The sequence below is a fragment of the Paenibacillus sp. PvR133 genome (assembly GCF_017833155.1).
Classification (GTDB): Bacteria; Bacillota; Bacilli; order Paenibacillales; family Paenibacillaceae; genus Paenibacillus; species Paenibacillus polymyxa_B.
In genome coordinates, this window is the sequence record NZ_JAFIBS010000001.1 from 2,284,596 (window position 1) to 2,306,857 (window position 22,262).

23 protein-coding genes and 1 riboswitch are annotated in these 22,262 nt (G+C 43.8%); of the genes, 18 read left to right on the top strand and 5 right to left on the bottom strand.

Annotation, left to right across the window (positions count from 1 at the left end):
* Positions 1 to 64: 64 nt before the first annotated feature.
* Positions 65 to 739, bottom strand: coding sequence for an NAD(P)H-dependent oxidoreductase (locus tag JOE49_RS10200; RefSeq protein WP_023987121.1), 675 nt, complete (start codon positions 737 to 739; stop codon positions 65 to 67).
* Positions 740 to 883: 144 nt separating this feature from the next.
* On the opposite strand from JOE49_RS10200, the gene JOE49_RS10205 reads away from it, so the two are divergent.
* Positions 884 to 1,282, top strand: a complete 399-nt coding sequence (locus tag JOE49_RS10205) for a winged helix-turn-helix transcriptional regulator (RefSeq protein WP_053324687.1) — start codon at positions 884 to 886, stop codon at positions 1,280 to 1,282.
* A 191-nt stretch (positions 1,283 to 1,473) separates the two neighbouring features.
* Positions 1,474 to 2,466 carry an ABC transporter substrate-binding protein gene (locus tag JOE49_RS10210; protein WP_209941014.1) on the top strand — a complete coding sequence of 331 codons (993 nt, stop codon included), beginning with the start codon at positions 1,474 to 1,476 and terminating at the stop codon, positions 2,464 to 2,466.
* A gap of 219 nt (positions 2,467 to 2,685) precedes the next feature.
* Here the strand turns inward: JOE49_RS10210 and JOE49_RS10215 are convergent, their stop codons facing one another.
* Complete coding sequence (locus JOE49_RS10215) at positions 2,686 to 3,321, bottom strand: cyclodeaminase/cyclohydrolase family protein (protein WP_023987124.1); 636 nt, start codon at positions 3,319 to 3,321, stop codon at positions 2,686 to 2,688.
* Complete coding sequence (locus JOE49_RS10220) at positions 3,318 to 4,184, bottom strand: bifunctional 5,10-methylenetetrahydrofolate dehydrogenase/5,10-methenyltetrahydrofolate cyclohydrolase (protein WP_023987125.1); 867 nt, start codon at positions 4,182 to 4,184, stop codon at positions 3,318 to 3,320. Before JOE49_RS10220 ends, JOE49_RS10215 begins: the two co-directional genes overlap by 4 nt.
* A gap of 110 nt (positions 4,185 to 4,294) precedes the next feature.
* Positions 4,295 to 4,378: riboswitch (ZMP/ZTP riboswitch) on the bottom strand.
* Positions 4,379 to 4,591: 213 nt separating this feature from the next.
* Between JOE49_RS10220 and desA the strand changes: the two genes are divergently transcribed.
* The 15 genes from desA (at position 4,592) to JOE49_RS10290 (ending at position 18,879) form a co-directional block, all read left to right on the top strand.
* The gene (desA, locus tag JOE49_RS10225) at positions 4,592 to 5,653 is read left to right on the top strand and encodes a Delta(5) desaturase DesA (RefSeq protein WP_209941015.1); all 1,062 of its coding nucleotides are present in this window, start codon (positions 4,592 to 4,594) and stop codon (positions 5,651 to 5,653) included.
* 291 nt (positions 5,654 to 5,944) lie between these two features.
* Positions 5,945 to 6,490, top strand: a complete 546-nt coding sequence (locus tag JOE49_RS10230) for a PadR family transcriptional regulator (protein ID WP_068938576.1) — start codon at positions 5,945 to 5,947, stop codon at positions 6,488 to 6,490.
* The gene (locus tag JOE49_RS10235; protein ID WP_209941016.1) at positions 6,468 to 6,965 is read left to right on the top strand and encodes a hypothetical protein; all 498 of its coding nucleotides are present in this window, start codon (positions 6,468 to 6,470) and stop codon (positions 6,963 to 6,965) included. Before JOE49_RS10230 ends, JOE49_RS10235 begins: the two co-directional genes overlap by 23 nt.
* A 3-nt stretch (positions 6,966 to 6,968) precedes the next feature.
* A complete protein-coding gene (locus JOE49_RS26665; protein WP_256026584.1) occupies positions 6,969 to 7,091 on the top strand; it encodes a hypothetical protein in 123 nt (40 codons plus the stop codon).
* A gap of 119 nt (positions 7,092 to 7,210) precedes the next feature.
* A complete protein-coding gene (locus JOE49_RS10240; RefSeq protein WP_023987129.1) occupies positions 7,211 to 8,344 on the top strand; it encodes a sensor histidine kinase in 1,134 nt (377 codons plus the stop codon).
* A complete protein-coding gene (locus JOE49_RS10245; protein ID WP_013308918.1) occupies positions 8,341 to 8,940 on the top strand; it encodes a response regulator transcription factor in 600 nt (199 codons plus the stop codon). Before JOE49_RS10240 ends, JOE49_RS10245 begins: the two co-directional genes overlap by 4 nt.
* A 145-nt stretch (positions 8,941 to 9,085) precedes the next feature.
* Complete coding sequence (locus JOE49_RS10250) at positions 9,086 to 9,706, top strand: deoxynucleoside kinase (RefSeq protein ID WP_023987130.1); 621 nt, start codon at positions 9,086 to 9,088, stop codon at positions 9,704 to 9,706.
* Entirely contained in the window at positions 9,706 to 10,347 is a 642-nt protein-coding gene (locus tag JOE49_RS10255; RefSeq protein WP_013308920.1) for a deoxynucleoside kinase, read from the top strand. Before JOE49_RS10250 ends, JOE49_RS10255 begins: the two co-directional genes overlap by 1 nt.
* Positions 10,348 to 10,544: 197 nt before the next feature.
* Positions 10,545 to 11,546 carry a Gfo/Idh/MocA family protein gene (locus JOE49_RS10260; RefSeq protein WP_075153781.1) on the top strand — a complete coding sequence of 334 codons (1,002 nt, stop codon included), beginning with the start codon at positions 10,545 to 10,547 and terminating at the stop codon, positions 11,544 to 11,546.
* A 324-nt stretch (positions 11,547 to 11,870) separates the two neighbouring features.
* Positions 11,871 to 12,896, top strand: a complete 1,026-nt coding sequence (locus JOE49_RS10265; RefSeq protein WP_209941017.1) for a methionine ABC transporter ATP-binding protein — start codon at positions 11,871 to 11,873, stop codon at positions 12,894 to 12,896.
* Entirely contained in the window at positions 12,886 to 13,548 is a 663-nt protein-coding gene (locus tag JOE49_RS10270; protein ID WP_209941018.1) for a methionine ABC transporter permease, read from the top strand. The genes JOE49_RS10265 and JOE49_RS10270 overlap by 11 nt, the downstream gene beginning before the upstream one ends.
* Before the next feature lie 43 nt (positions 13,549 to 13,591).
* The gene (locus tag JOE49_RS10275) at positions 13,592 to 14,479 is read left to right on the top strand and encodes a MetQ/NlpA family ABC transporter substrate-binding protein (protein ID WP_209941019.1); all 888 of its coding nucleotides are present in this window, start codon (positions 13,592 to 13,594) and stop codon (positions 14,477 to 14,479) included.
* Positions 14,480 to 14,543: 64 nt separating this feature from the next.
* The gene (locus tag JOE49_RS10280; RefSeq protein ID WP_068938578.1) at positions 14,544 to 15,752 is read left to right on the top strand and encodes a M20 family metallopeptidase; all 1,209 of its coding nucleotides are present in this window, start codon (positions 14,544 to 14,546) and stop codon (positions 15,750 to 15,752) included.
* A gap of 255 nt (positions 15,753 to 16,007) precedes the next feature.
* Positions 16,008 to 17,441 (top strand): purple acid phosphatase family protein, encoded by a 1,434-nt coding sequence (locus JOE49_RS10285; RefSeq protein WP_209941020.1) that lies wholly within the window; start codon positions 16,008 to 16,010, stop codon positions 17,439 to 17,441.
* 211 nt (positions 17,442 to 17,652) lie between these two features.
* Positions 17,653 to 18,879 (top strand): RtcB family protein, encoded by a 1,227-nt coding sequence (locus tag JOE49_RS10290; RefSeq protein ID WP_209941021.1) that lies wholly within the window; start codon positions 17,653 to 17,655, stop codon positions 18,877 to 18,879.
* Between the two features lie 116 nt (positions 18,880 to 18,995).
* Here JOE49_RS10290 and JOE49_RS10295 read toward each other — a convergent pair whose 3' ends face one another.
* Together JOE49_RS10295 and JOE49_RS10300 are read right to left on the bottom strand one after the other, a co-directional pair.
* On the bottom strand, positions 18,996 to 19,886 hold the full coding sequence (locus JOE49_RS10295; RefSeq protein ID WP_209941022.1) for a shikimate dehydrogenase: 891 nt from the start codon (positions 19,884 to 19,886) through the stop codon (positions 18,996 to 18,998).
* A 29-nt stretch (positions 19,887 to 19,915) separates the two neighbouring features.
* Positions 19,916 to 21,106, bottom strand: coding sequence for an MFS transporter (locus JOE49_RS10300; RefSeq protein ID WP_209941023.1), 1,191 nt, complete (start codon positions 21,104 to 21,106; stop codon positions 19,916 to 19,918).
* A gap of 216 nt (positions 21,107 to 21,322) precedes the next feature.
* Here JOE49_RS10300 and JOE49_RS10305 point away from each other — a divergent pair, with 216 nt between their 5' ends.
* Positions 21,323 to 22,234, top strand: a complete 912-nt coding sequence (locus JOE49_RS10305) for a LysR family transcriptional regulator (protein ID WP_025721302.1) — start codon at positions 21,323 to 21,325, stop codon at positions 22,232 to 22,234.
* The last annotated feature ends 28 nt before the right edge of the window (positions 22,235 to 22,262 follow it).

Consider the following 22,262-nt stretch of genomic DNA (forward strand, 5'->3'; position numbering starts at 1 on the left):
AAGGGGGTGTCCCAACAGCCATGGAAATGGTTGCGGGACGCCCCTTTGTTTTAGAAAAAAGGTTTTACACCCATTCAATAACCTGATCTACAGATCGCCGAGTTTTGCCACGCGGTTCGTTGAGACGGTATCCAAATGCCACCATACAAGAAATACCGAAATGCTCGGCATCCATAATGCCTTCCTCGGAGAGGATGCGTTCGATTTCCTGTTTATTAAAACCTTCGATAGGGCAGGAATCAATGCCGATTTGAGCTGCGGCAGTCATCATGTTGCCCAGTGCGATGTAGGTTTGTCGGCAGCCCCACTCGAACAAGGCTCTTTTATTTTCCTCCAGCCCAAAATCTGATTTTAGAAAGGCATCATACACTTTCTCTCTGCCTTGAATCACTTCAGCGGGTAATTGCTGCACGTTCTCCATCATACTCTTGATATAATCGGAGGAGGCTACCATATCTTCAGGAAGTCTAGAGAGGATGAGTACAAAATGGCTGGCTGTTGGCAGTTGTTTTTGGGCCCCCCAAGAGTAAGGCAGCAGCTTCTCACGCATAGCATTACTCTGAACGACAACAAATTTCCAGGGTTCAAAGCCAAACGAACTCGGGGATAAACGGCCTGTTTCAAGAATAAAATCGAAGTCAGAATCGCTAATTTTCTTATGGCTATCAAATTCCTTCGTTGCATGTCTGAACTCGTATGCAGATAAGATTTGATCTTTAGTAGTAGTTAAGGTTTCCATCGTTATTCCACTCCTTATGGATGTTGATTAAAATTGACGCTTACCAAGTGACATGCTTAATATTAGAATATACATGACCGTTTTTGAAGTACGCACATTAATGTGCTGTAGTATATAAAATGATACTAAGGAGGAGAAAAGCCTATGCGTAATCGGAAAGGCGGCTTTGGGGAATGTACCGCTGGAAATGATCAGGCGTGTCCAGTTGAGTTCACGCTGGACGTGATTGGGGGCAAATGGAAAGGGATTATTTTATATCATCTCATGTATGGGACTAAGCGATTTAGCGATTTTCGGCGGATCTGTCCGGGAATTACTCAGCGTATGCTGACACTCCAATTGCGTGAGCTGGAAGAGGACGGAGTCGTTCACCGTGAAGTCTACCAACAGGTTCCTCCTAAGGTCGAATACTCTCTCACCGAATTCGGAAAAACGCTCATCCCGATTATTAACTTGATGAAGGATTGGGGAGAAGAATATAAAACAAAACAGCGATCACCAGAAAGCAGCCTTCAACAACCTAGCCCCAATGGTAGGTTTTGAGACGGCTCCACAAAGAAGACCTGGCCATCATTTTGGCAGGTCTTTTCATTTTTAAAGTGAAATGATGCAAAGTTCGTTTTTCAGTTGACAGTAAGGACGACGCTTGATATATTTCTTACGATATTGATAATCATTATCATTATCATGTGTATCGGGAAGATCATCTTCACAATATATAGGGGGCTAATCAGTTGAAAAGAAAATCGTATTTTATGATGACAGCTATGTTACTTGTATTGTCTGTACTCATCAGCGCTTGCGGCGGAAATAATAATGGAAGTAATCCGGCTTCATCTTCAGGAGATAAGCAAGAGTCGGCTACTACTGGAGAGACTAGAAGCTTTAAAACGGTTAAGGGGGATATTCAAATTCCTGCTAAGCCCCAGCGTATTGTAACGGATTTTTACGGTGGAGAATTGCTGTCCGTGGGTGCTAACGTGGTGGGTGTGGAGCCGACTGCGTTTCAAAATCCTTTTCTGACCGATTTGCTGAAGGAAAAAGGAACCAAAGAGGTGGGTGATCCGACCAATTTGGAAAAGACGCTGGAACTCAAACCCGATCTGATCGTGGTTATGAAGGATACGAATTATGAGGCTTTGTCTAAAATCGCACCTACCCTATACATTCCGTACGGTACGACGACTAATATCTATGATACGGTCAAGCTGTTCGGAGATATCACCGGGGAAAAGGAGAAGGCTGAGCAATTTATTGCTGCATTTGATAAAAAGGCCGCTGAAGGTCGCGCACGTCTTAAAGGCGTGATTGACGAAAAGGCAACTTTCGGTCTGTATGAGCTGACGGACAAGCACGCACTTTGGATCTTTGGCGACAATGCGGGGCGGGGCGGACAAGCCGTGTACAATGCGCTTAAACTGAATATGCCAAAGAAAACAGCTAACTCCAAGGAACAAACGGTGCAGCTTTCGATGGAGGTATTGCCACAGTATGACGCAGATTATATGTTCCTGACTACGTATGACCCGGAGAAAAAGGGTGACGCGCTCAAGCAACTGAAATCGTCTGCTGTGTGGGGGAATCTTCCTGCGGTGAAGAACAATAGAGTGTTCTTTAACGATTTTGATACGTATTATCGCTATGATCCAATCGCTATTACCGGGCAAATTGATATGATCGTAGATATGCTGGTCGAAAGAGAAAAAGAGAATAAAGTTAAACAATAGGTGTGAGATTCTGCGTTGTGACGAATTGTCCAAAACAGATGGGAAGTCGCATAATACACGCAGTATATAGCATAAAAAACCAGTCCAACATGAATCATGTTTGGACTGGTTTTTTATTTACTATTTCGTCGTAATTTCGATAGTATCTTCTTTTTGTATCCAATCAGTTATTTTTTTGAAGAAATGTTTTAGAACAGGTTAAACACGGTTATGAGCAGACTAATTCGCTATTCGACTGCGCACCATCAACAAGGTTTGGTCTTTGATTTGTCCGATTTCACGGATGAGTGCGGCTGTCTTGGTCTCATAGGAGTATTTGACATCCAAGTCTTTCAGCGAAGCAAGGTTAATGTCGACGGTAAGCAGGGCAGATTGAGCTGCTGCTTCGAACAGGATCGCGCCGATGCCAAGATCTGAAATCACATTTTTATTGGACATTTCCACAATGTTATAGGCTTGCGACAATCCGTCCCGGCATACTTCCAGCAGGCGCATGGGTACCTCAATGGCAGCGATCACCGCTGTCTGTAAGGAATGGGTACGATAGCGCTTTTCTTCATCTGTTTCCTTGGGCAAACGCAGCGCGGTCATGTACTGTTCAAAGGATTGGATGTCTGCGACCATTAGTTCCTCACAATGTGTAGACAATCTTTCCATGCTGCTAATGACGTCCGTGATTTGTTCATGGATGTGCGCATATTTTTCTCCTTGTGAAAGGTTGGCGGTCATGGAGGTCATAGCCGCGCCTAGTGCCGCAGCTAGTGCGGATACACTTCCTCCGCCGGGGGTAGGCGCTGCACTTGCAGCCTCTTTCAGAAAATGTCCGATGGAATTGTTCCACGACAGTTCACTCATGAATAGACCACCTCTCTGGAGTAGTGTTGCAGATGTATCGCTTTGAGCAGATTTTTGTACAAAATCGCAGTCGTTAAGGTGCCAACACCGCCGGGAACCGGAGAAATGGCATGTACCTTTTCACCCACGTTTGAAGCAGCGTCACCCACGATTTTTCCTTCCAGCGTCTCGTTAATTCCTGCATCCACGAGAATCAGACCAGGATGGACCATATCCTGCGTAATCACATCAGGGCATCCGACTGCGACGAAGGCAATGTCTGCATGGCTCAGATGCTCTGCAATATCACGCGTACCTGCATGACAGGCGGTAACGGTGGCATTTTCTCTTTGCAACATGTGGAAAAGGGGAAGTCCCACTGTCTGCCCGATGCCCACGAGCGTGACATTTTTGCCTGCCAAGGTGTGACCGTAATGCTTGAGCAGCTCGATACAGGCTTGAGGTGTTGCGGGATATAGTCCGGCGTCACCTGTTACGGTAGCCAGCTTGTTATCAGGTGTTATTCCATCAATATCCTTGTAGGGGGCGATGGATTGTTTAATAACGGAGGCAGAAAGATGTTGGGGAAGCGGCAGTTCCAGCATAATGCCATGTACATGGGATGCATCGTTCAGACTGCCGATCAGGTGCAGTAGCTCGGCTTCGCTAACATGACGGTCAAAAGTATGGAGATGAAATGAGATGCCCAGCTTCTCCGCTATTTTTTGCTTGGTCCGTGCATAGTATGCAGATGCCGGATCGCCTTCTACCAATAGGGTCGCCAGATGGGGACGGTGTCCTTGCTGCTTCATTTTTTCTACCTGTGAACGGATCGTTGCATATACTTGCTCAGCTGCTTCTTTGGATTTCATGATTATAGCCATCGTCCGTGCCTCCTCTGAATTTATCGCATGATTTATCAACAGGGTGTCATGGTCTTAAAACGAAAAAAAGTATTTGCACAAGGTCGTCAAGACAGACGAATCCTCTGCAAATACTTCTCCCAGGCGAACGGTACGCTTTTTTGTATGCTCCCTCGTGGTTCATTCCACTGACTTCGCCAGTCACATACAGCGTTATTATACCTTATATTTTAACAAATAATCATCAGAAAAGAAACCCGCGAACATTTGGAAAACGGGTTGTGTTACTTGTCTATATGACAAATGTCATATACCCGAGCTGACGTTTATGACTACAGCGCCTAGAGGCTTTACCTTATACTGAGATTAGATCAACATGTACGCCTAACAGGATCAAGGTATAGGCGTCATTTTAAAGGAGGATCATAATGAGTATGACACAACTCCCATTAGCCCAATTGAAAAAAAATATGGCTCCCTACGAGAAAATAAACACAAAATCCAGCGTTCTGCAACTCATCAATACCTTGGGTCCACTGATCCTATTGTGGTATGCTGCTTATCTTAGTCTGTCGGTTTCGTACTGGCTGACACTTCCAATTGCCATTGTTGCATCGGGGTTTGTGGTACGGACGTTTATTATTTTTCATGATTGTGGTCATCAATCCTTCTTCAAAAGCCGCAAGCTGAACGACATTGTGGGAACGATTACAGGTGTTATTACGCTCTGTCCTTATCACCAATGGAAAAATAGTCACGCAATCCACCATGCAACCAGCAGTAATCTGGATAAAAGAGGCACAGGTGACATGTGGGTGCTTACGGTAGAAGAGTACACAGAGGCTTCCACATGGACACGGCTGGCCTATCGCATATATCGAAATCCTTGGGTTATGTTTGGACTAGGTCCGATCTATACTTTTTTGATTTCCTATCGGTTTAATATCAAGACAGCCAAACGCAAGGAAAAAATGAACACCTATGTGACGAATATATCCATCGTTGTATTGTACGCACTGTTGTCATGGGCTATTGGATGGCAGGCCTTCCTTCTCGTACAGGCACCTATCTTTTTTGTATCTGGTATGTTGGGAATCTGGCTGTTCTATGTACAACATCAATTTGAGGATTCGTATTTTGAGCACGATGAAGAGTGGAGCTATATTAATGCGGCCGTAGAAGGCAGTTCTTACTACAAGCTTCCTAAAGTATTGCAATGGATTACGGGCAATATCGGATTTCATCACGTTCATCACTTGAGCCCAAAAGTGCCAAATTATAATTTGGAAAAAGCACATGAAGCGACACCGTTACTTCAAAAGGCGACCACGATCACAGTAAGTAGCAGTCTGCAATCTTTGAAGTTCCGACTTTGGGATGAAAATACGAAAACCTTTTTGACCTTTAAACAAGTGAGGCCGCTTCTCAGCAAACGTGTTGCAGTTACGAAACCCATCCCTACACCTGTTGTAAGCACAGAAAGAAAATAACTTTGTACAAAACTCTTCTGAAGAGATGTTGAAAAATTGCAGTTTACTTTGAGAAATCTAAAGGGATAACATCCTTTTAGATTTTTTTTGTTTATATTGAAAATGCAGTACTTTCATTCTTTGTTTTAGCAAGCGCTATTGACAAATCGATTTTCAACCTTTACATTCTATATATCGAAACGATATATCTCGATTATATATATATATAAATTAGCTACATGTAAACAGAGATAAGTTCCCTTTGATTTCAGAAGGATAATTCACTATGCCAGGAAAGAAGGAATAGATTTTATGTTGATTTATGTAATACTTGGGTTCCTCTGCGAAAAGGATATGACAGGATATGAAATCAAGCAGAAGATGACGATAAGCACTTCCAACTTTATTGATGCCAGCTTCGGAAGCATATATCCTATGCTGAAAAAAATGGAAAAGGGGGAGCTTATCAAGTATGAAGAAGTGGTAGAGGAAGGCAGATTCAAAAAATCATATGGTATTACGGAAAAAGGGAAGAGTGAATTTATAGAATGGTTAAAAACACCATGTACTTTTTCCCCTTTTAATTATGAGTATTTGAGTAAGCTTTTCTTCTATAAATATCTTGACGACATTGAGGTTGTTCGTTTGATTGCCAGCTTTCAAACTACTGTCGCCTGTGAATATAACAAGCTTGCCTTGATAGAAGAGAAGCACGTTCATGAGATGGGTGTATATGAGCACGCGACGTTGATGTTTGGCAAAGAATATTTTCAAATGATTATGAATTGGCACGATGAACTCACAAGAAAAATTACAGGAAAGAAGGATAATGAAGATGAGAATGACAAAGAAATTTAAATTGCAGATTGCAGCTAAAAATGTGGATTTGTACAAATGGGTAACTGAGATGACTCCAGCTGAATATGAATCATTTTCAAAAGCTCACAAGGCAATGGGCAGTTATTTTGAAGATGGTGAATTCTATATGGTTAATGTTGAAAATATGGGGAATGAGATGATTGTTCAGCACTATCAATTAAAAGAGCACACAAAGGATCATTTGCGTTTCTACTCTGACAAGACAGAAGCATATATATGGCGATGGATACCCGCCATCGTTGGAGTTCCATGGGAAATGAAGGTCACGCCTGTTGCTAACAACTCTTGCGAATTTAGTTGTACGATTGGAGCGGACTTTCCATCTCGGCTACTGGCTTTTGCAGCATGGATAAATGGTTTTGGTGGATTCTTTATGAGAAAACATTTAGCCGATGAGGGCGGAAAATTTGCTAAAGATATAGAAAAGAAATTTAATAACGTTAGGTATGTATAATTCATGAACGAGCTGATCAGAAATATAGACCAGTCCCATTTCAAAGCACGATCTGGTGCAGTGGGTGGAGTGTACAGCGAATGGCTTAAGTTTGAGATCAGTTCCCGCAAAATGGACGGCTTCTAATCAAAGTGTTCATTTGCGGTTCACAGGAAAGGCTTTACCTTTGGTGCTTTCGAGCAGAGGAAACAGTGGTATGATAAGATAAGGGATATAAGTCATGTGAAGTAGAAGAGGGTGGCAGAATGCAAAAGTGGTATCAGATTTTCCAAAGAAATACAGGGCTTAGTCCTTATGTGTGGGTCGTCTTTTATATCCTGCCCTTTTACTACTTTAGCTCTTCATCTACAAGTCATATTATTCTGGGTACTGCTATTATTTTGGTATTCTTTGCATGTTATGTACTGGCTTTTGTCTCAAAAGGCTGGCTCATATACTTTTGGACCAGTGTACAGATTGCCATATCGATTACCATGACACTGCTGTTTAGCTATATGTATTTTTCCATATTTATCGCCTATCTGATCGGTAATATTAAAAGTAAGGCTGCATTTACGACGCTGTATATCATTTTAATGGTTATTACGATTGGATTGATCAATTACGGTTTTGTATCTCAGAATCCCGTTTTTATTAAACAGATTCCTTTTATCCTGCTCAATCTGATCGGTGTGATTCTCCTTCCGATTACGAATTTTAATCGCAACAAAAGCGATCGGCTCCAAGTCCAATTAGAGGATGCCAATAAGAAAATATCGGAATTGATTAAGCTGGAGGAACGGCAAAGAATTGCGCGTGACCTGCACGATACCTTAGGTCAGAAGCTGTCACTCATCGGGCTGAAGAGCGATTTGGCGGGCAAACTGATGGATCAGTACCCGGAGCGTGCTCATGCTGAAATTAACGATGTTCGTCTCACGGCGAGAAGCGCGTTAAAAGAGGTGCGGGAAATGGTTACTCAAATGCGAGGTATGCGACTAGAGGATGAGCTGTTACGTATTCGGCAGATATTAAAGGCTGCTCACATTGAATTGACCTTGGAGGGCGACCCGAAGCTGGAGCATACATCATTAATGAATGAAAATGTACTTAGTATGTGTATGAAGGAAGCAGTGACAAATGTGGTTAAGCACAGTGGAGCCACCGCTTGCTCCATCACTATTGAGCCGTCTCGTAAGGAACTAACTCTTCGGATTCAGGATAATGGAGTCGGTGCTACGAGAGAAAATGGTACCCTTCGTGGAAATGGCCTACAAGGAATGAAGGAAAGGCTCGAATTCGTGAACGGATGTATGGAGCTGCGCTCAGATCAGGGAACGACCTTGGTCATTAAAGTGCCCAATATCCCTGAAAAGCCGAATGAGGAGGTGGGGCCATGATTCGAATTGTTATTGCAGAAGACCAGCGTATGCTGCTGGGTGCTCTAGCCTCCCTGCTAGACTTGGAAGAGGACATGAAAGTAGTCGGAAAAGCAAGCAACGGGGAAGAAGCTATAGAACTGGTGAAGCTGCACCAGCCGGATATATGCATTATGGACATCGAAATGCCGATTAAGAGCGGATTGGATGCGGCTGAGGAACTCAAAGCCTTGAACTGCAAGGTACTGATTTTAACTACGTTTGCTCGCCCCGGGTATTTTGAACGAGCGATCAAGGCGGGGACACACGGTTATCTGCTCAAGGACAGTCCCAGTGAAGAGCTGGCTTCCTCCATTCGAAGTATTATGGCAGGTCGACGTATTTACGCTCCAGAACTGGTCGATGATGCTTATGCCGAAGTCAACCCGCTAACAGAGCGTGAAAAGACCGTTTTGGCGCTTATTGCTGACGGAAAGAATACAAAAGAGATTGCTGGTGAACTGTATTTAACGACAGGGACGGTGCGCAATTATATTTCAGTCATTCTCGATAAGCTGGGTGTCAGTAACCGGATCGAGGCGATTACACGTTTTAATGAAAAAGGTTGGTTTAAGTGAGAAACAGGGACGCTATGAAGCAAAATGTAGCGCTCTGTTTTTTTTGTTTATCCATAGATTTGGTATGCCTTTAGCGTACTACCTTGTGATACAATAGGATAGTTGTCCACAGGATGGACTGGAGTACAAGGAGGAGCAGAACTGCATGAAACAAGCCCCATTTATAGCCGTTGAAGGGCCAATCGGAGCAGGTAAAACGACGTTGGCTTCGATGCTTTCAACCGAGCTACATTTGCCGATAATCAAAGAGATTGTCGAGGAGAACCCATTTCTCGATAAATTTTATCAAAATATAGATGAGTGGAGTTTTCAGCTGGAAATGTTCTTTCTCTGCAATCGGTATAAGCAGCTGGAGGATACTGGTCTGCAATATATCGAGAAAGCTCAGCCCGTTATTTCTGATTATCATATCTACAAGAATTTGATTTTTGCTGAACGTACGCTTAAGGGTGTGAAGCTCGAAAAATATCGTCAAATCTATCATCTGCTCACAGATGATATGCCTAAGCCAGACATTATCATTTATATTAAAGCAGATTTGGATACCTTGCTGGGGAGAATTCGCAAGCGTGCACGCTCTTTTGAACAGGAGATGGACCCCGCCTATCTGGAGCAATTAATAATAGATTATGATAAAGGCATTCAGTTTCTCGCTGAACAGTCCCCTTCCCCTCGTATATTGACCGTGAACGGGAATGAAATTGATTTTGTAGAAAACCAGGCACAATTTAAACAAATTGTTTCCGATGTAAAGGAGCTTATATAGTGAATAATTACAACATTCCTGCGAATGCCCTGATTACGGTAGCGGGTACAGTGGGTGTAGGTAAATCCACGCTGACTGGTGCTTTGGCCGGACGCCTTGGTTTTAAAACCTCTTTGGAGCAGGTCGATCATAATCCCTATCTGGAGAAATTTTATCACGATTTCGAAAGATGGAGCTTTCATTTGCAAATTTATTTTCTCGCGGAACGCTTCAAGGAACAAAAGAATATTTTCTTGTCTGGTGGAGGTTTTGTGCAGGATCGTTCTATTTATGAGGACACAGGCATTTTTGCGAAAATGCATGCCGATCAGGGAACGATGAACCCTACCGATTATGAAACGTATACTAGCCTGTTTGAGGCGATGGTGATGACACCGTTTTTCCCGCACCCTGATGTGTTGATCTATTTGGAAGGCAGTTTGCCCTCCATACTGAGTCGGATTGAGGAGCGCGGTCGCGAGATGGAGATCCAGACCGAGCGTTCTTATTGGGAGCAAATGCATCGCAGATATTCCAATTGGATCAACGAATTTGATGCCTGCCCTGTACTGCGTCTGAACATTGATGAATATGATGTACACGACCCAGCTTCCATGGATGCCATTTTGGAAGAAGTAGGAAAAGTAATATCAAAAAAATAGAGATATAACCCCAAATAAATAACAGGGACTGTGGTACAATCAGTATAAATTATGCTGATAGACTACAGTCTTTTTTTGTCGAATGAACATGTTAAAGCATGAGATATGACTAACGGTATAGTGGACAAGTTTAGGCTGGAATGCGAGAATAGGTACATATGAATTGTAATGACTCACGGGAAGGATGGGATACTGTGATGCGTTTTGGTATTGTTGGAACCAACTGGATAACAGAGAGGTTTATTCAAGCTGCGATGGAGACGGACGAATTTTCCCTGACGGCGGTGTACTCACGCACAGAGGATAAGGGCAAAGCTTTTGCTGACAAATATAACAGCCAGCCGGAGGTTTTTACAGACCTGGCGCAAATGGCCGCAAGTGATCAGGTCGATGCCGTATATATTGCCAGCCCCAATTCCTTACATGCGGAGCAGGCGATCTTATGTATGAATCACGGAAAGCACGTGTTGTGTGAGAAACCTTTTGCGTCTAATACAGCAGAGGTGAAGAGCATGATCGAAGCCGCGCGCAACAACGATGTTCTGCTGATGGAGGCCGTTAAATCCACACTTATGCCTAACTTTAAAATAATAAAGGATCATATGTATAAAATAGGCCGGGTTCGGCGTTATTTTGCAAGCTACTGTCAATACTCCTCACGCTTTGATGCTTTTAAGCAAGGTAAGGTATTGAATGCGTTTAATCCAGCCTTTTCCAATGGTTCCTTGATGGACCTTGGAGTGTATTGTTTGTATCCTATGGTGACTTTGTTCGGCAAACCTGAGGAGGTTCGGGCGGTTGGTGTACTTTTATCCTCTGGTGTCGATGGCGAGGGCAGTATCGTGATGAAGTATCCTGATATGGATGCTACGGTCATGTATTCCAAAATTACAGATTCCTATCTGCCTGCTGAAATTCAGGGTGAGAATGGAACGATGGTGATCGACAAAATCAGTCAGCCCTATGAGGTGAAAATTCATTATCGGGACGGCACGATTGAAGATCTGACCAAAGCTCAGACGCGTGAGCCCATGTATTATGAAATTCAGGAATTTATTGATTTGATCAAGAGTGGTGAACGCAACAGTTCCATTAACTCCTTGGAGTGTTCACTTACAGTCGCTGAAGTGATGGAGGAGGCAAGACAACAATTCGGCCTTCGTTATGAAGCAGATTTGAAAAATACTTCTGCACATTAATCAGTGGAATGATCAAGATTACAATGCACAAAGGGCTGCCGATTTTGCAAACTTTGCAAATATACGGTTAGCCTTATTTGGCTTTGTAGCCCTAAAAGTGTAAGCAATTGTAATGACAGGAGTCAGAAGGCTATATTCATTTTTTATTGACAGATTCTCCTTCTTGTCTTAAGGTGTTAACAATGCAATATACAGTTAAATAATCCCACCTTCGTTCAAACGAAGATTAGGGAATTTTTTTAGGGTATAAATCCGATTAAATCCACCGGATTACTAAAATAGGATGGAGGAATACATACATTGTAGACGTAAGGAGGAAGCAGTTTGATAAAGTTTGAACAAGTTAGCAAAATATTTACCTTACCCAATCGTAAGGTAAATGCACTCGAAAAGGTTTCGTTATCGGTTAAAAAAGGAGAAATTTTCGGCGTGATTGGCTTTAGCGGTGCAGGTAAAAGTACGCTGCTGCGGCTTGTCAATTTACTTGAACGCCCCTCAGAGGGACGAATTGTCGTTAATGATCAGGATGTTACTCAGATACGTCCTAAGGAACTAAGGAATTTAAGAAGACGGATCGGGATGGTATTCCAAACCTTTAATTTGTTTAACTCTCGTACTGTATATGGGAATCTGGCTTATCCTCTAAAACTGGCTAAACTGCCCAAGGCACAGATAGATGCTCATGTTAAGGAACTGCTGCAATTTGTTGGATTGGAGGATAAAGCGGATTCCTATCCGGAGCAGTTATCTGGCGGGCAAAAGCAACGGGTCGGCATTGCCAGAGCACTAGCGAATTCGCCCGATATTCTCATCTGTGATGAAGCGACCTCGGCCCTCGACCCGGAAACGACAGAAGATATATTGAGGCTGCTGAAAAAAGTAAATGAAGAGTACCAGATTACGATCTTGCTCATTACCCATGAAATGAATGTGATTCGCAGTATTTGTGACCGTGTGGCGGTGATGGAGAATGGGAGGGTGATTGAGCAGGGCAGTGTGTTCGATGTATTTGCCAATCCACAGACGAAGACGACGAAAAATTTTATTCGCTCTGTACTGAATGATCAGCTCTCACCCAAACTGCTAAGCAAGATTCGGGAGCATCACGCTGGCCGATTGTACAGACTTGTTTTTCGGGATGGAACGACCAGTGAACCGGTGCTTTCTAGAGCGACACGGAAGCATAATCTGGATTACAACATTGTATATGGAAGCATTAGTGAGCTACAGGGAGCGCTGTTCGGAAGCTTAATTGTCGAGTTAATCGGTGCAGACGATGAAGTTAACAAAGTCGTGGAGGAACTACGAACGACGGTGGAAGTCAGGGAGGTCGTCGATCATGAGAGTTAATTGGGATACATTTTGGCTCAAGGTAGTGGAGGCTACAGGGGAAACGCTTTTGATGGTTGTTGTCACGCTGATTTTTGCCAGTATTCTGGGGCTTATGATTGGTTTAGTACTGTATGTGACACGTAAAGGGAGCTTGTTTGAAAACAAATTTGTGTTTATGTTTCTGAATTTGCTGATTAATATCATTCGCCCAATTCCGTTTATCATTTTTTTAGTGGCGATTAGCCCGTTTACGCGTTTACTCATGGGAACCACGATTGGAACCTCGGCGGCTATTTTCCCAATGACTATTGTAGCGGCCTTTGCTGTAGCGAGAATTGTGGAAAATAATCTGGTCTCCATAGATCCGGGCATGATAGAAGCTGCCAAGGCACTGGGTGCGACTCCATTTCAGATCATCACGGGTGTGTTGATTCGGGAAGCGCTGGGACCTTTGATTCTTGGGTTGACGTTTATTACCGTGGCCTTGATTGATTTCTCTGCCATGGCTGGTACGGTGGGCGGAGGAGGCCTTGGGAATCTGGCAATGACCTATGGTTATCAACGATTCGATACCTCGGTCATGATTGTCACGATTGTTTTGCTGATTATTTTTGTACAGGTCGCCCAATATGCGGGGAACTACTTGTCTCGTAAATTTCTACGGCGCTAATGGAAACAGAGTATTATACATAACGATTAAAGGGGAAATGAAAATGAAAAAAATATTTCGCTTGGGTTTACTGGCTATTCTTAGTGTAGCGGTTCTATCTGCTTGCTCAGCTAACGGTTCGGGCTCAAATGCAAATGAAAAAGTACATGTTAAAATCGGGGTTTCAGGATCTGAGGACACGTATTGGGATGTGCTCAAGAAGAAAGCAGAGGCCAAAAATATTGAAATTGAGCTGATCAGTTTCTCGGATTATACATTACCCAATAAGGCGCTCGCCAATAAAGAGGTAGATTTGAACTCCTTTCAACATTTGGCCTTTCTCAGTCAGTTTAATGTAGAAGATGATGTGAATATCGTCCCTATTGGTGCAACGATTATCGCTCCGATGGCACTGTACTCTGAAAAATTCAAAAACGTATCGGATATTCCTGACGGCTCCAAAATTGCTATACCGGATGATCCGTCCAATCAGGGACGGGCTTTAAAACTTCTCCAGTCTGCAGGGCTGATTAAGTTGAAGCAGGATGCGGGCCTGTATCCGACCACGGATGAAATCGAAGGGAATCCTAAAAAGCTGGAGATTGTCCCAGTTGTCGCCCAGCAGACGCCGCGCGTCTTGTCTGATGTAGCCGCTTCAGCTGTGAACAGCGGTGTTGCTACAGATGCCGGGCTCAAGCTGGATGGAGCCATCTACAAAGATGATGCAAGCAGCGAAGAAGCGATGCCATATGTGAACGTGTTTGCTGCCCGTGCGGAGGATAAGGATAATGCGACTTACAAAACGATCGTGGATTTGTACCATGATGCTGATGTAGCCGAGGCGGTAAAACAGGATTCCAAAGGAGCTAACGTCGTGGTAGACCAGTCTGCCGAAGAGCTACAGGCCACATTGGATAAGCTGGTAGCAGATGTTAAAGCGCAAAAGAAATAAGAATGTTGAACAGAAGTAGGGTTGGAAGCATACTAATCTATTTTCGAAACGAGGAGAGATTGCGATGAGTACAACGAACACGGTCGATACACATAGACAGCGGATTATTGAGGAAATTGAGGATTCTCGTCAGCTTTACACGGAAACGAGCCGGTTTATTCATGCTAATCCCGAAATCGGCAATCAAGAATTTCAGGCTTCCCAGGCACTGACGGGCATTTTGGAGCAAGCGGGGTTTGAGGTAACTCGGAATGTAGCGGGACACGAAACCGGATTTGTTGCCCGTAAGGCTTCTGCTAGACCAGGTCCGAAAATCGGATACTTGGCTGAATATGATGCATTGCCCGGTCTGGGCCATGCTTGTGGCCACAATATTATCGGAACCGCAAGCACGGCAGCAGCCATCGCCTTAGCGCAGGTGATCGACGAAACGGGAGGTGAGGTGTATGTGTTCGGTACACCAGCGGAAGAAGGCGGTCCTAATGGCAGTGCAAAAGGCAGCTTCGTGAAGCACGGGCTGTTCGAAGGGATTGATGCTGCACTGATGGTTCATCCATCTGGTGTGACCCGGCTGACCTCACCAAGTCTGGCAGTTGATCCGCTAGATTTTCATTTTTACGGCAAAGCGGCTCACGCCGCAGGATCACCAGAGCAGGGAATCAATGCGCTCGATGCGGTGCTGCAGTTGTTCAGCGGTATCAATGCTTTGCGTCAGCAACTGCCGACCGATGTGCGTATTCATGGCATCATTACGCATGGAGGAGACGCGCCCAATATCATTCCGGACTATGCGTCGGCACGCTTTTTCATTCGGGCAAGTACTTGGCAGCGCACAGAGGAGGTTTCCACGAAAGTTCGCCATATCGCAGATGCTGCTGCTTTGGCAACAGGAGCCACTGTGAAAATCGAACGTTTTCAAAATGAAGTGCGTGATTTCATTCTGAACGATACCCTGGATGAGGTAGTAGGTCGTGAACTGGAAGCGCTGGGAGAACAGCTGGATCGTGGCCCTCGTGCCGGACTGGGTTCGACGGATGCGGGAAATGTAAGCCATGTTATCCCGACTGCACATGCTTACATTAAGATCGGTCCGGATGATCTCATCGCTCATACGGTGGAATTCAGGGAAGCGGCTGGCTCTGAGAAGGGTGAGGAAGCCTTAGTGATTGGAGCCAAGGCGTTAGCCTTGTCAGGCTTGGAGCTACTGGTGAATGAAACACTACTGGTTGCGGTGAAGGAAGATTTTAAGCGTACGCATTCAGCGGCACAGTAAGCCAAGTCCACACATGGCATAGCAGAGCCGTCTAATATGAGTGTTATAGTTGAAGAGGATATCCTACAGTCTGTTTGGCTGCATGGATATCCTTTTTCATTTTCTTATAAGCTGCTATCATTGCTCCTCAATCGCTAGGTCACTCATAACCTCATTTTTACAAAGTACTATATTTCCAAAAACAACGTATTAACATTTGATTGTTATGATTATAGTTATAACTTTTACATATTAACTGCAAAGAGGAGTGTACACATGTTTAAGAAGTTTCAAAAGTGGTCAGCAACATCTATGTCTGTTGCTCTTGCACTAGGTTTGATTACTGGCATGTCAGCCTTACCTGTCCATGCTGAGTCACCAGGGAACACAGTTCAAGGGATTAGTAAAGTTACAGCTACATTTTATGGAGACACAAAAGTCTCCAAAGGATTTACTTGGTATACTTCAAAACTTTTCACGAACAGCACTGTTCAAGTAATCAAGAAAACGGCTTCTGAAGCTGATTATACGAGTGCTCTTACATTTGAAGGCACTTCCTCTCCATCGACCAATTCTGCAGAAGAGCTTGTCCATAAAGCTGTAGCTACAGGTCTTCAAGCGGACACAGCTTATTATTATCGTGTGGGTGATGCAGCGCGCGGGATATGGAGCGAAACAGGTACGTTTCAAACGGCTCCTAAGAGCGGTGAATTTACCTTCATCGATCTAGCTGATACACAAGCAAAAAGCGAAGATGAAGCCATATTGTCTTCACAGACGCTCGAAAAAGCACTTCAAACCGTAGAAAATGCTCAGTTTGTAGTCCACAACGGAGATATCGTAGATACGGGTACCAAAGAAGAGCAGTGGAACTGGCTGCTGGGGCATTCACAAAAAAGCCTTTTGAATACAACCATTGTTCCTTCAGCGGGTAATCACGAGGATGAGAACTACGCTTTTTATGATCACTTTAATATTAACGAACCTTCTGGTTCCGCTACTAAAACAGGAGCGTACTACTCTTATGATTACAGCAATGCTCACTTTATCGTACTGAACTCCAATGAGGACTCAGAGAAATATGCCAATTTTTCTGAAGCTCAAGTCGAATGGTTAAAGAAAGATGCGGCAGCAGCAAAAAGGGCAGGTGCAAAGTGGATCATTGTTAACATTCATAAAGGTCCTTACACTACCTCTAATCATGCAACAGATTCTGACATCATGGATAAGAATGGAGTTCGTAACCAAATCGCTCCACTAATGGCCGAACTTGATATCGACTTTGTCGTGCAAGGGCACGATCATATTTACGCTCGTACGAAACCAATCAACCAAGAGGGTAAAGCAACAACGCCAACAAAATTAAAAGATACATTAAATGATAAGACGATTGAATATAGTGTGAATCCAGATGGAAGTATCTATGTCATCCCAGCAACCGCTGGCCCCAAAGTCTACTACAAAAACCCAAGTGAAAAACTTGGAGATAAGTACTATAATCTCTTTGAACTAGCTGAAGAGAATCATGCGGCAGTATATGGCCCAGATCCGAGTGACAATCGTAGACCAACACGTGGACAGGTACAGAATTTTGTTGGCATTACTGTAGACGGAAATAAACTTACAGCCGTAACGTATGAAATTGATCAAAACAAAAATGATGCCAAGCCTTTTATTGTGGATCAATTCGGAATCATCAAAAAAGATTAGTATAATTGATTTAATAGTTTCTAAATGATCATAAAAGGATATCCTACAGTCTGGTTGGCTGCATGGGTATCCTTTTTCATTTTCTTAGGGGATATCTACTATTGTACTTGTAATACTTACGCCCTGTTCGGAAGCTGGTAAAACGTACATAATGCAATTAACGACTTTACAAGTTTAAACATGGAGTGACTTACAGGAGGATGAAACGACGATGGCTTATCAAGAAATCAATGGAGTACGCGTATGGGGAGCACCTGATCCAGGGGCATTATCTCAAGCTCATACATGTGCCGAAAACGGTAATGTGATTCAAGCGCTGCTGATGGCAGATCATCATAAAGGCTACAGCCAGCCGATTGGCGGTGTGATGGTGTATGACGGACAAATTTCGCCTTCAGGTGTCGGGTATGATATCGGTTGCGGAAATAAGGCGGTAAGAACCAAGCTGTTTGCAGCAGATATTATGCCGCGTATTTCAGCCGTGATGGATGAGGTTGCACGTCATATTTCGTTTGGCGTAGGTCGTGTGAATGCAATTCAGATAGACCATGAGCTGTTCGATGACCCGGATTGGGCAGTATATGCGGCGATTGGGAAACAAGAACATGACAAACTGAAGTCCTTGGCGAGAGAACAGCTGGGTACAGTAGGGAGTGGTAATCATTTTGTTGATGTATTCGTCGAGGAAGCGACAGGACAGGTCTGGATTGCCAATCATTTCGGCAGCCGGGGCTTTGGACACAAAACAGCAAGTGGGTTTCTAAATTTGGCCGCTGGACGAGAGTTTCTCGGAAAGGCGCCGGGAGAGCATATGGATCAGCCGCCTGTGCTGCTGGATATGAACAGTGAGTTGGGGGATATGTACTACCGTGCGATGCGCCTTGCCGGACGCTATGCGTATGCGGGACGTGACTATGTGATAGAACAAGTGCTTGGTATTATGGGGACCGAAGCGGACTTTACTGTGCATAACCACCATAATTACGCATGGAAAGAACAGCATGATGGGCGTGACACCATTGTGGTCCGTAAAGGCGCTACTCCCTCGGCACCTGGCCAGATGGGCTTTATTGGAGGAAGCATGGGCGATATTTCGGTGATTGTACGCGGAAAAGATTCGGTAGAAAATCGGGATTCCTACTATAGTACAGTTCATGGGGCAGGTCGTATTATGAGTCGTACCCAGGCAGCTGGTAAAATGAATTGGAAAACCCGCACACGGAGTGGTGGACAAATCACGGACGTACAGATGAAGGAGGCCGTTCGGAACTATAGTGTCGAGCTGCGCGGAGCCGGTACAGATGAAAGCCCGTTCGTCTACCGTAAACTGCGCGAGGTACTGGATGCTCATTCCGAGACCGTGGAAGTTATGCATGAACTGAAGCCCATTGGGGTATGCATGGCTGGGGCTAATGAATTTGACCCTTATAAGGATTAATAAAAAGACTATGCCAGGCAGAAGTGTTCATTCGCCGAGCATAGTCTTTTGAGTACATAAATGAGTATATAATAGAAGGAATTCATTGCTTGATGCGTTTGTTAGTAGCTTTATGTTTACAGCTTGTCAGCAAAAAGCTGTTCTTTAATATAAGCGACTGGCATTTCTTGGCCTGTCCACAGTTCGAACGCCAATGCACCCTGCCACAGCATCATGCCCAGACCGTTAATGGCAGTTGCACCTACGGATTCGGCTTGTTCCATCAGCTTGGATTTAGCTGGGCTGTACACTACATCGGTTACGATCAGATCGGAACGAAGCATGGACACATCTTCAATCACACTTTTGCCTTCTAACGGTTTCATACCAACCCCTGTACCGTTAGCGAGAATATGACTTGTGCGGATCTCTTCACGTAGCTGTTCTTGATTTTCCAATGGATAGATATTCGCCTTAACTTGGGCGTGTTTCATATCTTCATTAATAATACGGACATTCTCTTCTGCACGAGCAAAGAACTGATCGTTACGGGCAAAAATTGAAATTTCAGCCAGACCTGCTTGAGCCGCTTCAATAGCAATCGGTGTAGCTGCGCCGCCAGAGCCGACAAGTGTCATTTTCTTACCTTTCAGGTCAATGCCGTGTTCACGCAAGTTACGAACATAACCAGATCCATCTGTACTGTAGCCTTTCAGTTTACCATCTGTGTTCACGACGGTGTTGACGGCACCTGTAAATTTAGCGCTGTCGTCCAGCTCGTCAAGATACTGTAGAATAGCTGTTTTATTAGGCATAGACACGTTATAACCGCGTATGTTCAGAGCGCGCATCCCCCGTACCACTTCTTCAAGTTGTTCATTTCCTACTTCAAAGGCCATATACGCATTATTCAGGCCCAGCTTTTCAAACGCAAGATTATGCATAGCCGGGGACAAAGAGTGTCCGATTGGTGTAGCAAGCAGTCCGATTAGTTGTGTTCTTCCGTCAATACGTCCAGCATTTTTCATGATATAAGCCTCCAAGTAATCTGTGTAGTTTAATGAAATACTTTTTTATATCGATAAGCAACAAACACGGCCAGCAAAATACTGACTACAGCAATCGCAATATCCAGAATGAATACCGAGGTAATTCCCAAACTTTTGGACATGCCCCCGGTAGCCAAAGGCATCAGGATGAACGAAAGACTGGCTGCTATGTTCACGAGAGAAGTCGTAGTGCCTTTGTTCTTGCGGAAAAATTCCGTCATAACCGTGAGGGCAATTTGGAATATGCCTGCGGTAGACAAGCCGATCAAGAATGAACTGATCAAAGTAGCGACAGGATTGTGCCATGTAATTAAAGCCAACAAAGAAAGCAGGGCAATAAACGGATATACAATCATGACGGTAATCGGTTTAATGAATCTACCAAGTACCACAGCTAACAGAATAACGGAAACCAATGAACCTATACTATAGTAGCTCAGCAGTTTAATGGCACTGGCTTTGTCCATGCCCAGGGCCTCTTGTCCAAAGGTAGGAAGCCATAGCTGCACGATCATGAACAATACAGTAGAAGTAAAACCGATAATAATTAGAGATAAACCTTCTTGCCAAAACCTAGGCTCGCTGCGGAAAATATCTGTGGATTGGGCAGCCTCGGTTGGAGCCTTTTGTTCCTCAGCTTTGTGGTTGGGGAAAGCTGTCATCGATAAGAAGATACCGTTCAGCAGATAAATCCCTGCTGGAATAAAGAAGGAATATCCATAGAACATATCGTGATTAATAAAGAATGCAATCATGAACGGAATCACAATAGCACCGATAGAGATGGATGCTTTGACCAGTACCGTTGCAGATCCGGCTTTTTTTCCAAAGCCTTCAATTAATGCAGGATACGTTCCTGAATCCATCATAGAGTTGCAAAGCCCTGCGATAATGGCAAACACGAATGCCAGCGAATAGTTAGGTGCAAGCGGAATGCCAATCAGAAAGATTAAATAAGCAAATGATGCAATAACAATGAGTGGTTTTCTTCCGTATTTGTCTGACATTTTTCCGGCTACCCCGAGAGCGAGCAGCTTACCGATCCCAATCGCGGACACCAGATAGCCGATGGCTGCTTTATCCGTGTTCAATTGGACGGTCAGGAAGCTCATATTCGACGAGAGAATAACATTGATCATACCCAGAAGAAAATAGTTGATGTAAAGCCCTGCTGCCATTCTGATATAAGGATTTTTCATAAGTGTAACTCCCAACTTAAATTTTAGATCAATGGCCTAGGTAGGCATCGTCCAGCTGTATTAAATTACGCCTACAGATAAGTGAAATTATTCACATTCTTTCTATGTCATTATTATATAAGGAGTGTTATTATAAATCCAATGCATATTTCTATCGTTTTTCATAGTTTGGGTCTATAATTTAAAATATGAATTAAAGAAGGAGATTACATAATTATGAACCTGAAGCACTTACAATATTTTCGTGTACTTGCAGAGATGGAGCATTTTACCCAGGCAGCTATGCGACTATGTATTACTCAGCCCAGTTTAAGTCATGCGATTTCAGAATTAGAAAAAGATTTGGGAGTTCATCTGTTTGAGAAGCAGGGGAGAAATATTCGGTTAAACAAATACGGACGATTTTTCCTGAAGTATGTGGAGCACGCGATGGATGAATTAGAAAAGGGAGAACACAATTTACGGGAGCTAGTGAGTCCAAGCCATGGAAATATAGATTTGGCGTTCATTTACACGTTAGGCTCACACTTCATTCCAGCGATCATTCAAGCCTTTTCAGCTCTGGATGCCCGTAAAGATATCTCCTTTTCGTTTCACCAAGGGAATACGAACGATATTATCCAGGGGCTGAAGCAGGAACATTATGATGTGGCGTTCTGCTCTCACATGGAAAATGAACCGGATGTGGAGTTTATTCCGTTGGCTCAGCAGGAACTGGTTGTCATTGTTTCGCCTGATCATCCACTGGCGACTCTAGACCAAATTGATCTCAAGGATACAGCGGATTATCCGGTGATCTTCTTTAACAAAAAGAGTGGGGTTCGGCCCATTATTGAGAATTTGTTTGTCAAAGCGGGCGTTACGCCACAGATTATTTGCGAGATTGAAGAGGATACAGCAATGGCAGGACTGGTGTCTGTCAATTACGGAATTGGGGTTATGCCTCGAATTTCATCGTTAGATTATTTTAACGTCAAAACATTGCCTATTGTAAATCCAGAATACGAGCGTTTTATCTATCTGGCCAGCATCAAAAATAGATATTTATCCCCGGCAGTAGTGGACTTTCGGAACTTTGCACTAAGCTACGGCAAGGAGTTTTATCTGAAAACGCATCAGCGCGTCTAGGCCGGGGTCCCGCAATATTTAAACTTGA

Bases quoted from the DNA above. Each gene is read 5' to 3' on its own strand.
- JOE49_RS10200 (WP_023987121.1), bottom strand. From the start codon at position 739: ATGGAAACCTTAACTACTACTAAAGATCAAATCTTATCTGCATACGAG.
- JOE49_RS10205 (WP_053324687.1), top strand. From the start codon at position 884: ATGCGTAATCGGAAAGGCGGCTTTGGGGAATGTACCGCTGGAAATGAT.
- JOE49_RS10215 (WP_023987124.1), bottom strand. From the start codon at position 3,321: ATGAGTGAACTGTCGTGGAACAATTCCATCGGACATTTTCTGAAAGAG.
- JOE49_RS10220 (WP_023987125.1), bottom strand. From the start codon at position 4,184: ATGGCTATAATCATGAAATCCAAAGAAGCAGCTGAGCAAGTATATGCA.
- desA (WP_209941015.1), top strand. From the start codon at position 4,592: ATGAGTATGACACAACTCCCATTAGCCCAATTGAAAAAAAATATGGCT.
- JOE49_RS10230 (WP_068938576.1), top strand. From the start codon at position 5,945: ATGTTGATTTATGTAATACTTGGGTTCCTCTGCGAAAAGGATATGACA.
- JOE49_RS10235 (WP_209941016.1), top strand. From the start codon at position 6,468: ATGAGAATGACAAAGAAATTTAAATTGCAGATTGCAGCTAAAAATGTG.
- JOE49_RS26665 (WP_256026584.1), top strand. From the start codon at position 6,969: ATGAACGAGCTGATCAGAAATATAGACCAGTCCCATTTCAAAGCACGA.
- JOE49_RS10240 (WP_023987129.1), top strand. From the start codon at position 7,211: ATGCAAAAGTGGTATCAGATTTTCCAAAGAAATACAGGGCTTAGTCCT.
- JOE49_RS10245 (WP_013308918.1), top strand. From the start codon at position 8,341: ATGATTCGAATTGTTATTGCAGAAGACCAGCGTATGCTGCTGGGTGCT.
- JOE49_RS10250 (WP_023987130.1), top strand. From the start codon at position 9,086: ATGAAACAAGCCCCATTTATAGCCGTTGAAGGGCCAATCGGAGCAGGT.
- JOE49_RS10260 (WP_075153781.1), top strand. From the start codon at position 10,545: ATGCGTTTTGGTATTGTTGGAACCAACTGGATAACAGAGAGGTTTATT.
- JOE49_RS10270 (WP_209941018.1), top strand. From the start codon at position 12,886: ATGAGAGTTAATTGGGATACATTTTGGCTCAAGGTAGTGGAGGCTACA.
- JOE49_RS10275 (WP_209941019.1), top strand. From the start codon at position 13,592: ATGAAAAAAATATTTCGCTTGGGTTTACTGGCTATTCTTAGTGTAGCG.
- JOE49_RS10280 (WP_068938578.1), top strand. From the start codon at position 14,544: ATGAGTACAACGAACACGGTCGATACACATAGACAGCGGATTATTGAG.
- JOE49_RS10285 (WP_209941020.1), top strand. From the start codon at position 16,008: ATGTTTAAGAAGTTTCAAAAGTGGTCAGCAACATCTATGTCTGTTGCT.
- JOE49_RS10290 (WP_209941021.1), top strand. From the start codon at position 17,653: ATGGCTTATCAAGAAATCAATGGAGTACGCGTATGGGGAGCACCTGAT.
- JOE49_RS10295 (WP_209941022.1), bottom strand. From the start codon at position 19,886: ATGAAAAATGCTGGACGTATTGACGGAAGAACACAACTAATCGGACTG.
- JOE49_RS10300 (WP_209941023.1), bottom strand. From the start codon at position 21,106: ATGAAAAATCCTTATATCAGAATGGCAGCAGGGCTTTACATCAACTAT.
- JOE49_RS10305 (WP_025721302.1), top strand. From the start codon at position 21,323: ATGAACCTGAAGCACTTACAATATTTTCGTGTACTTGCAGAGATGGAG.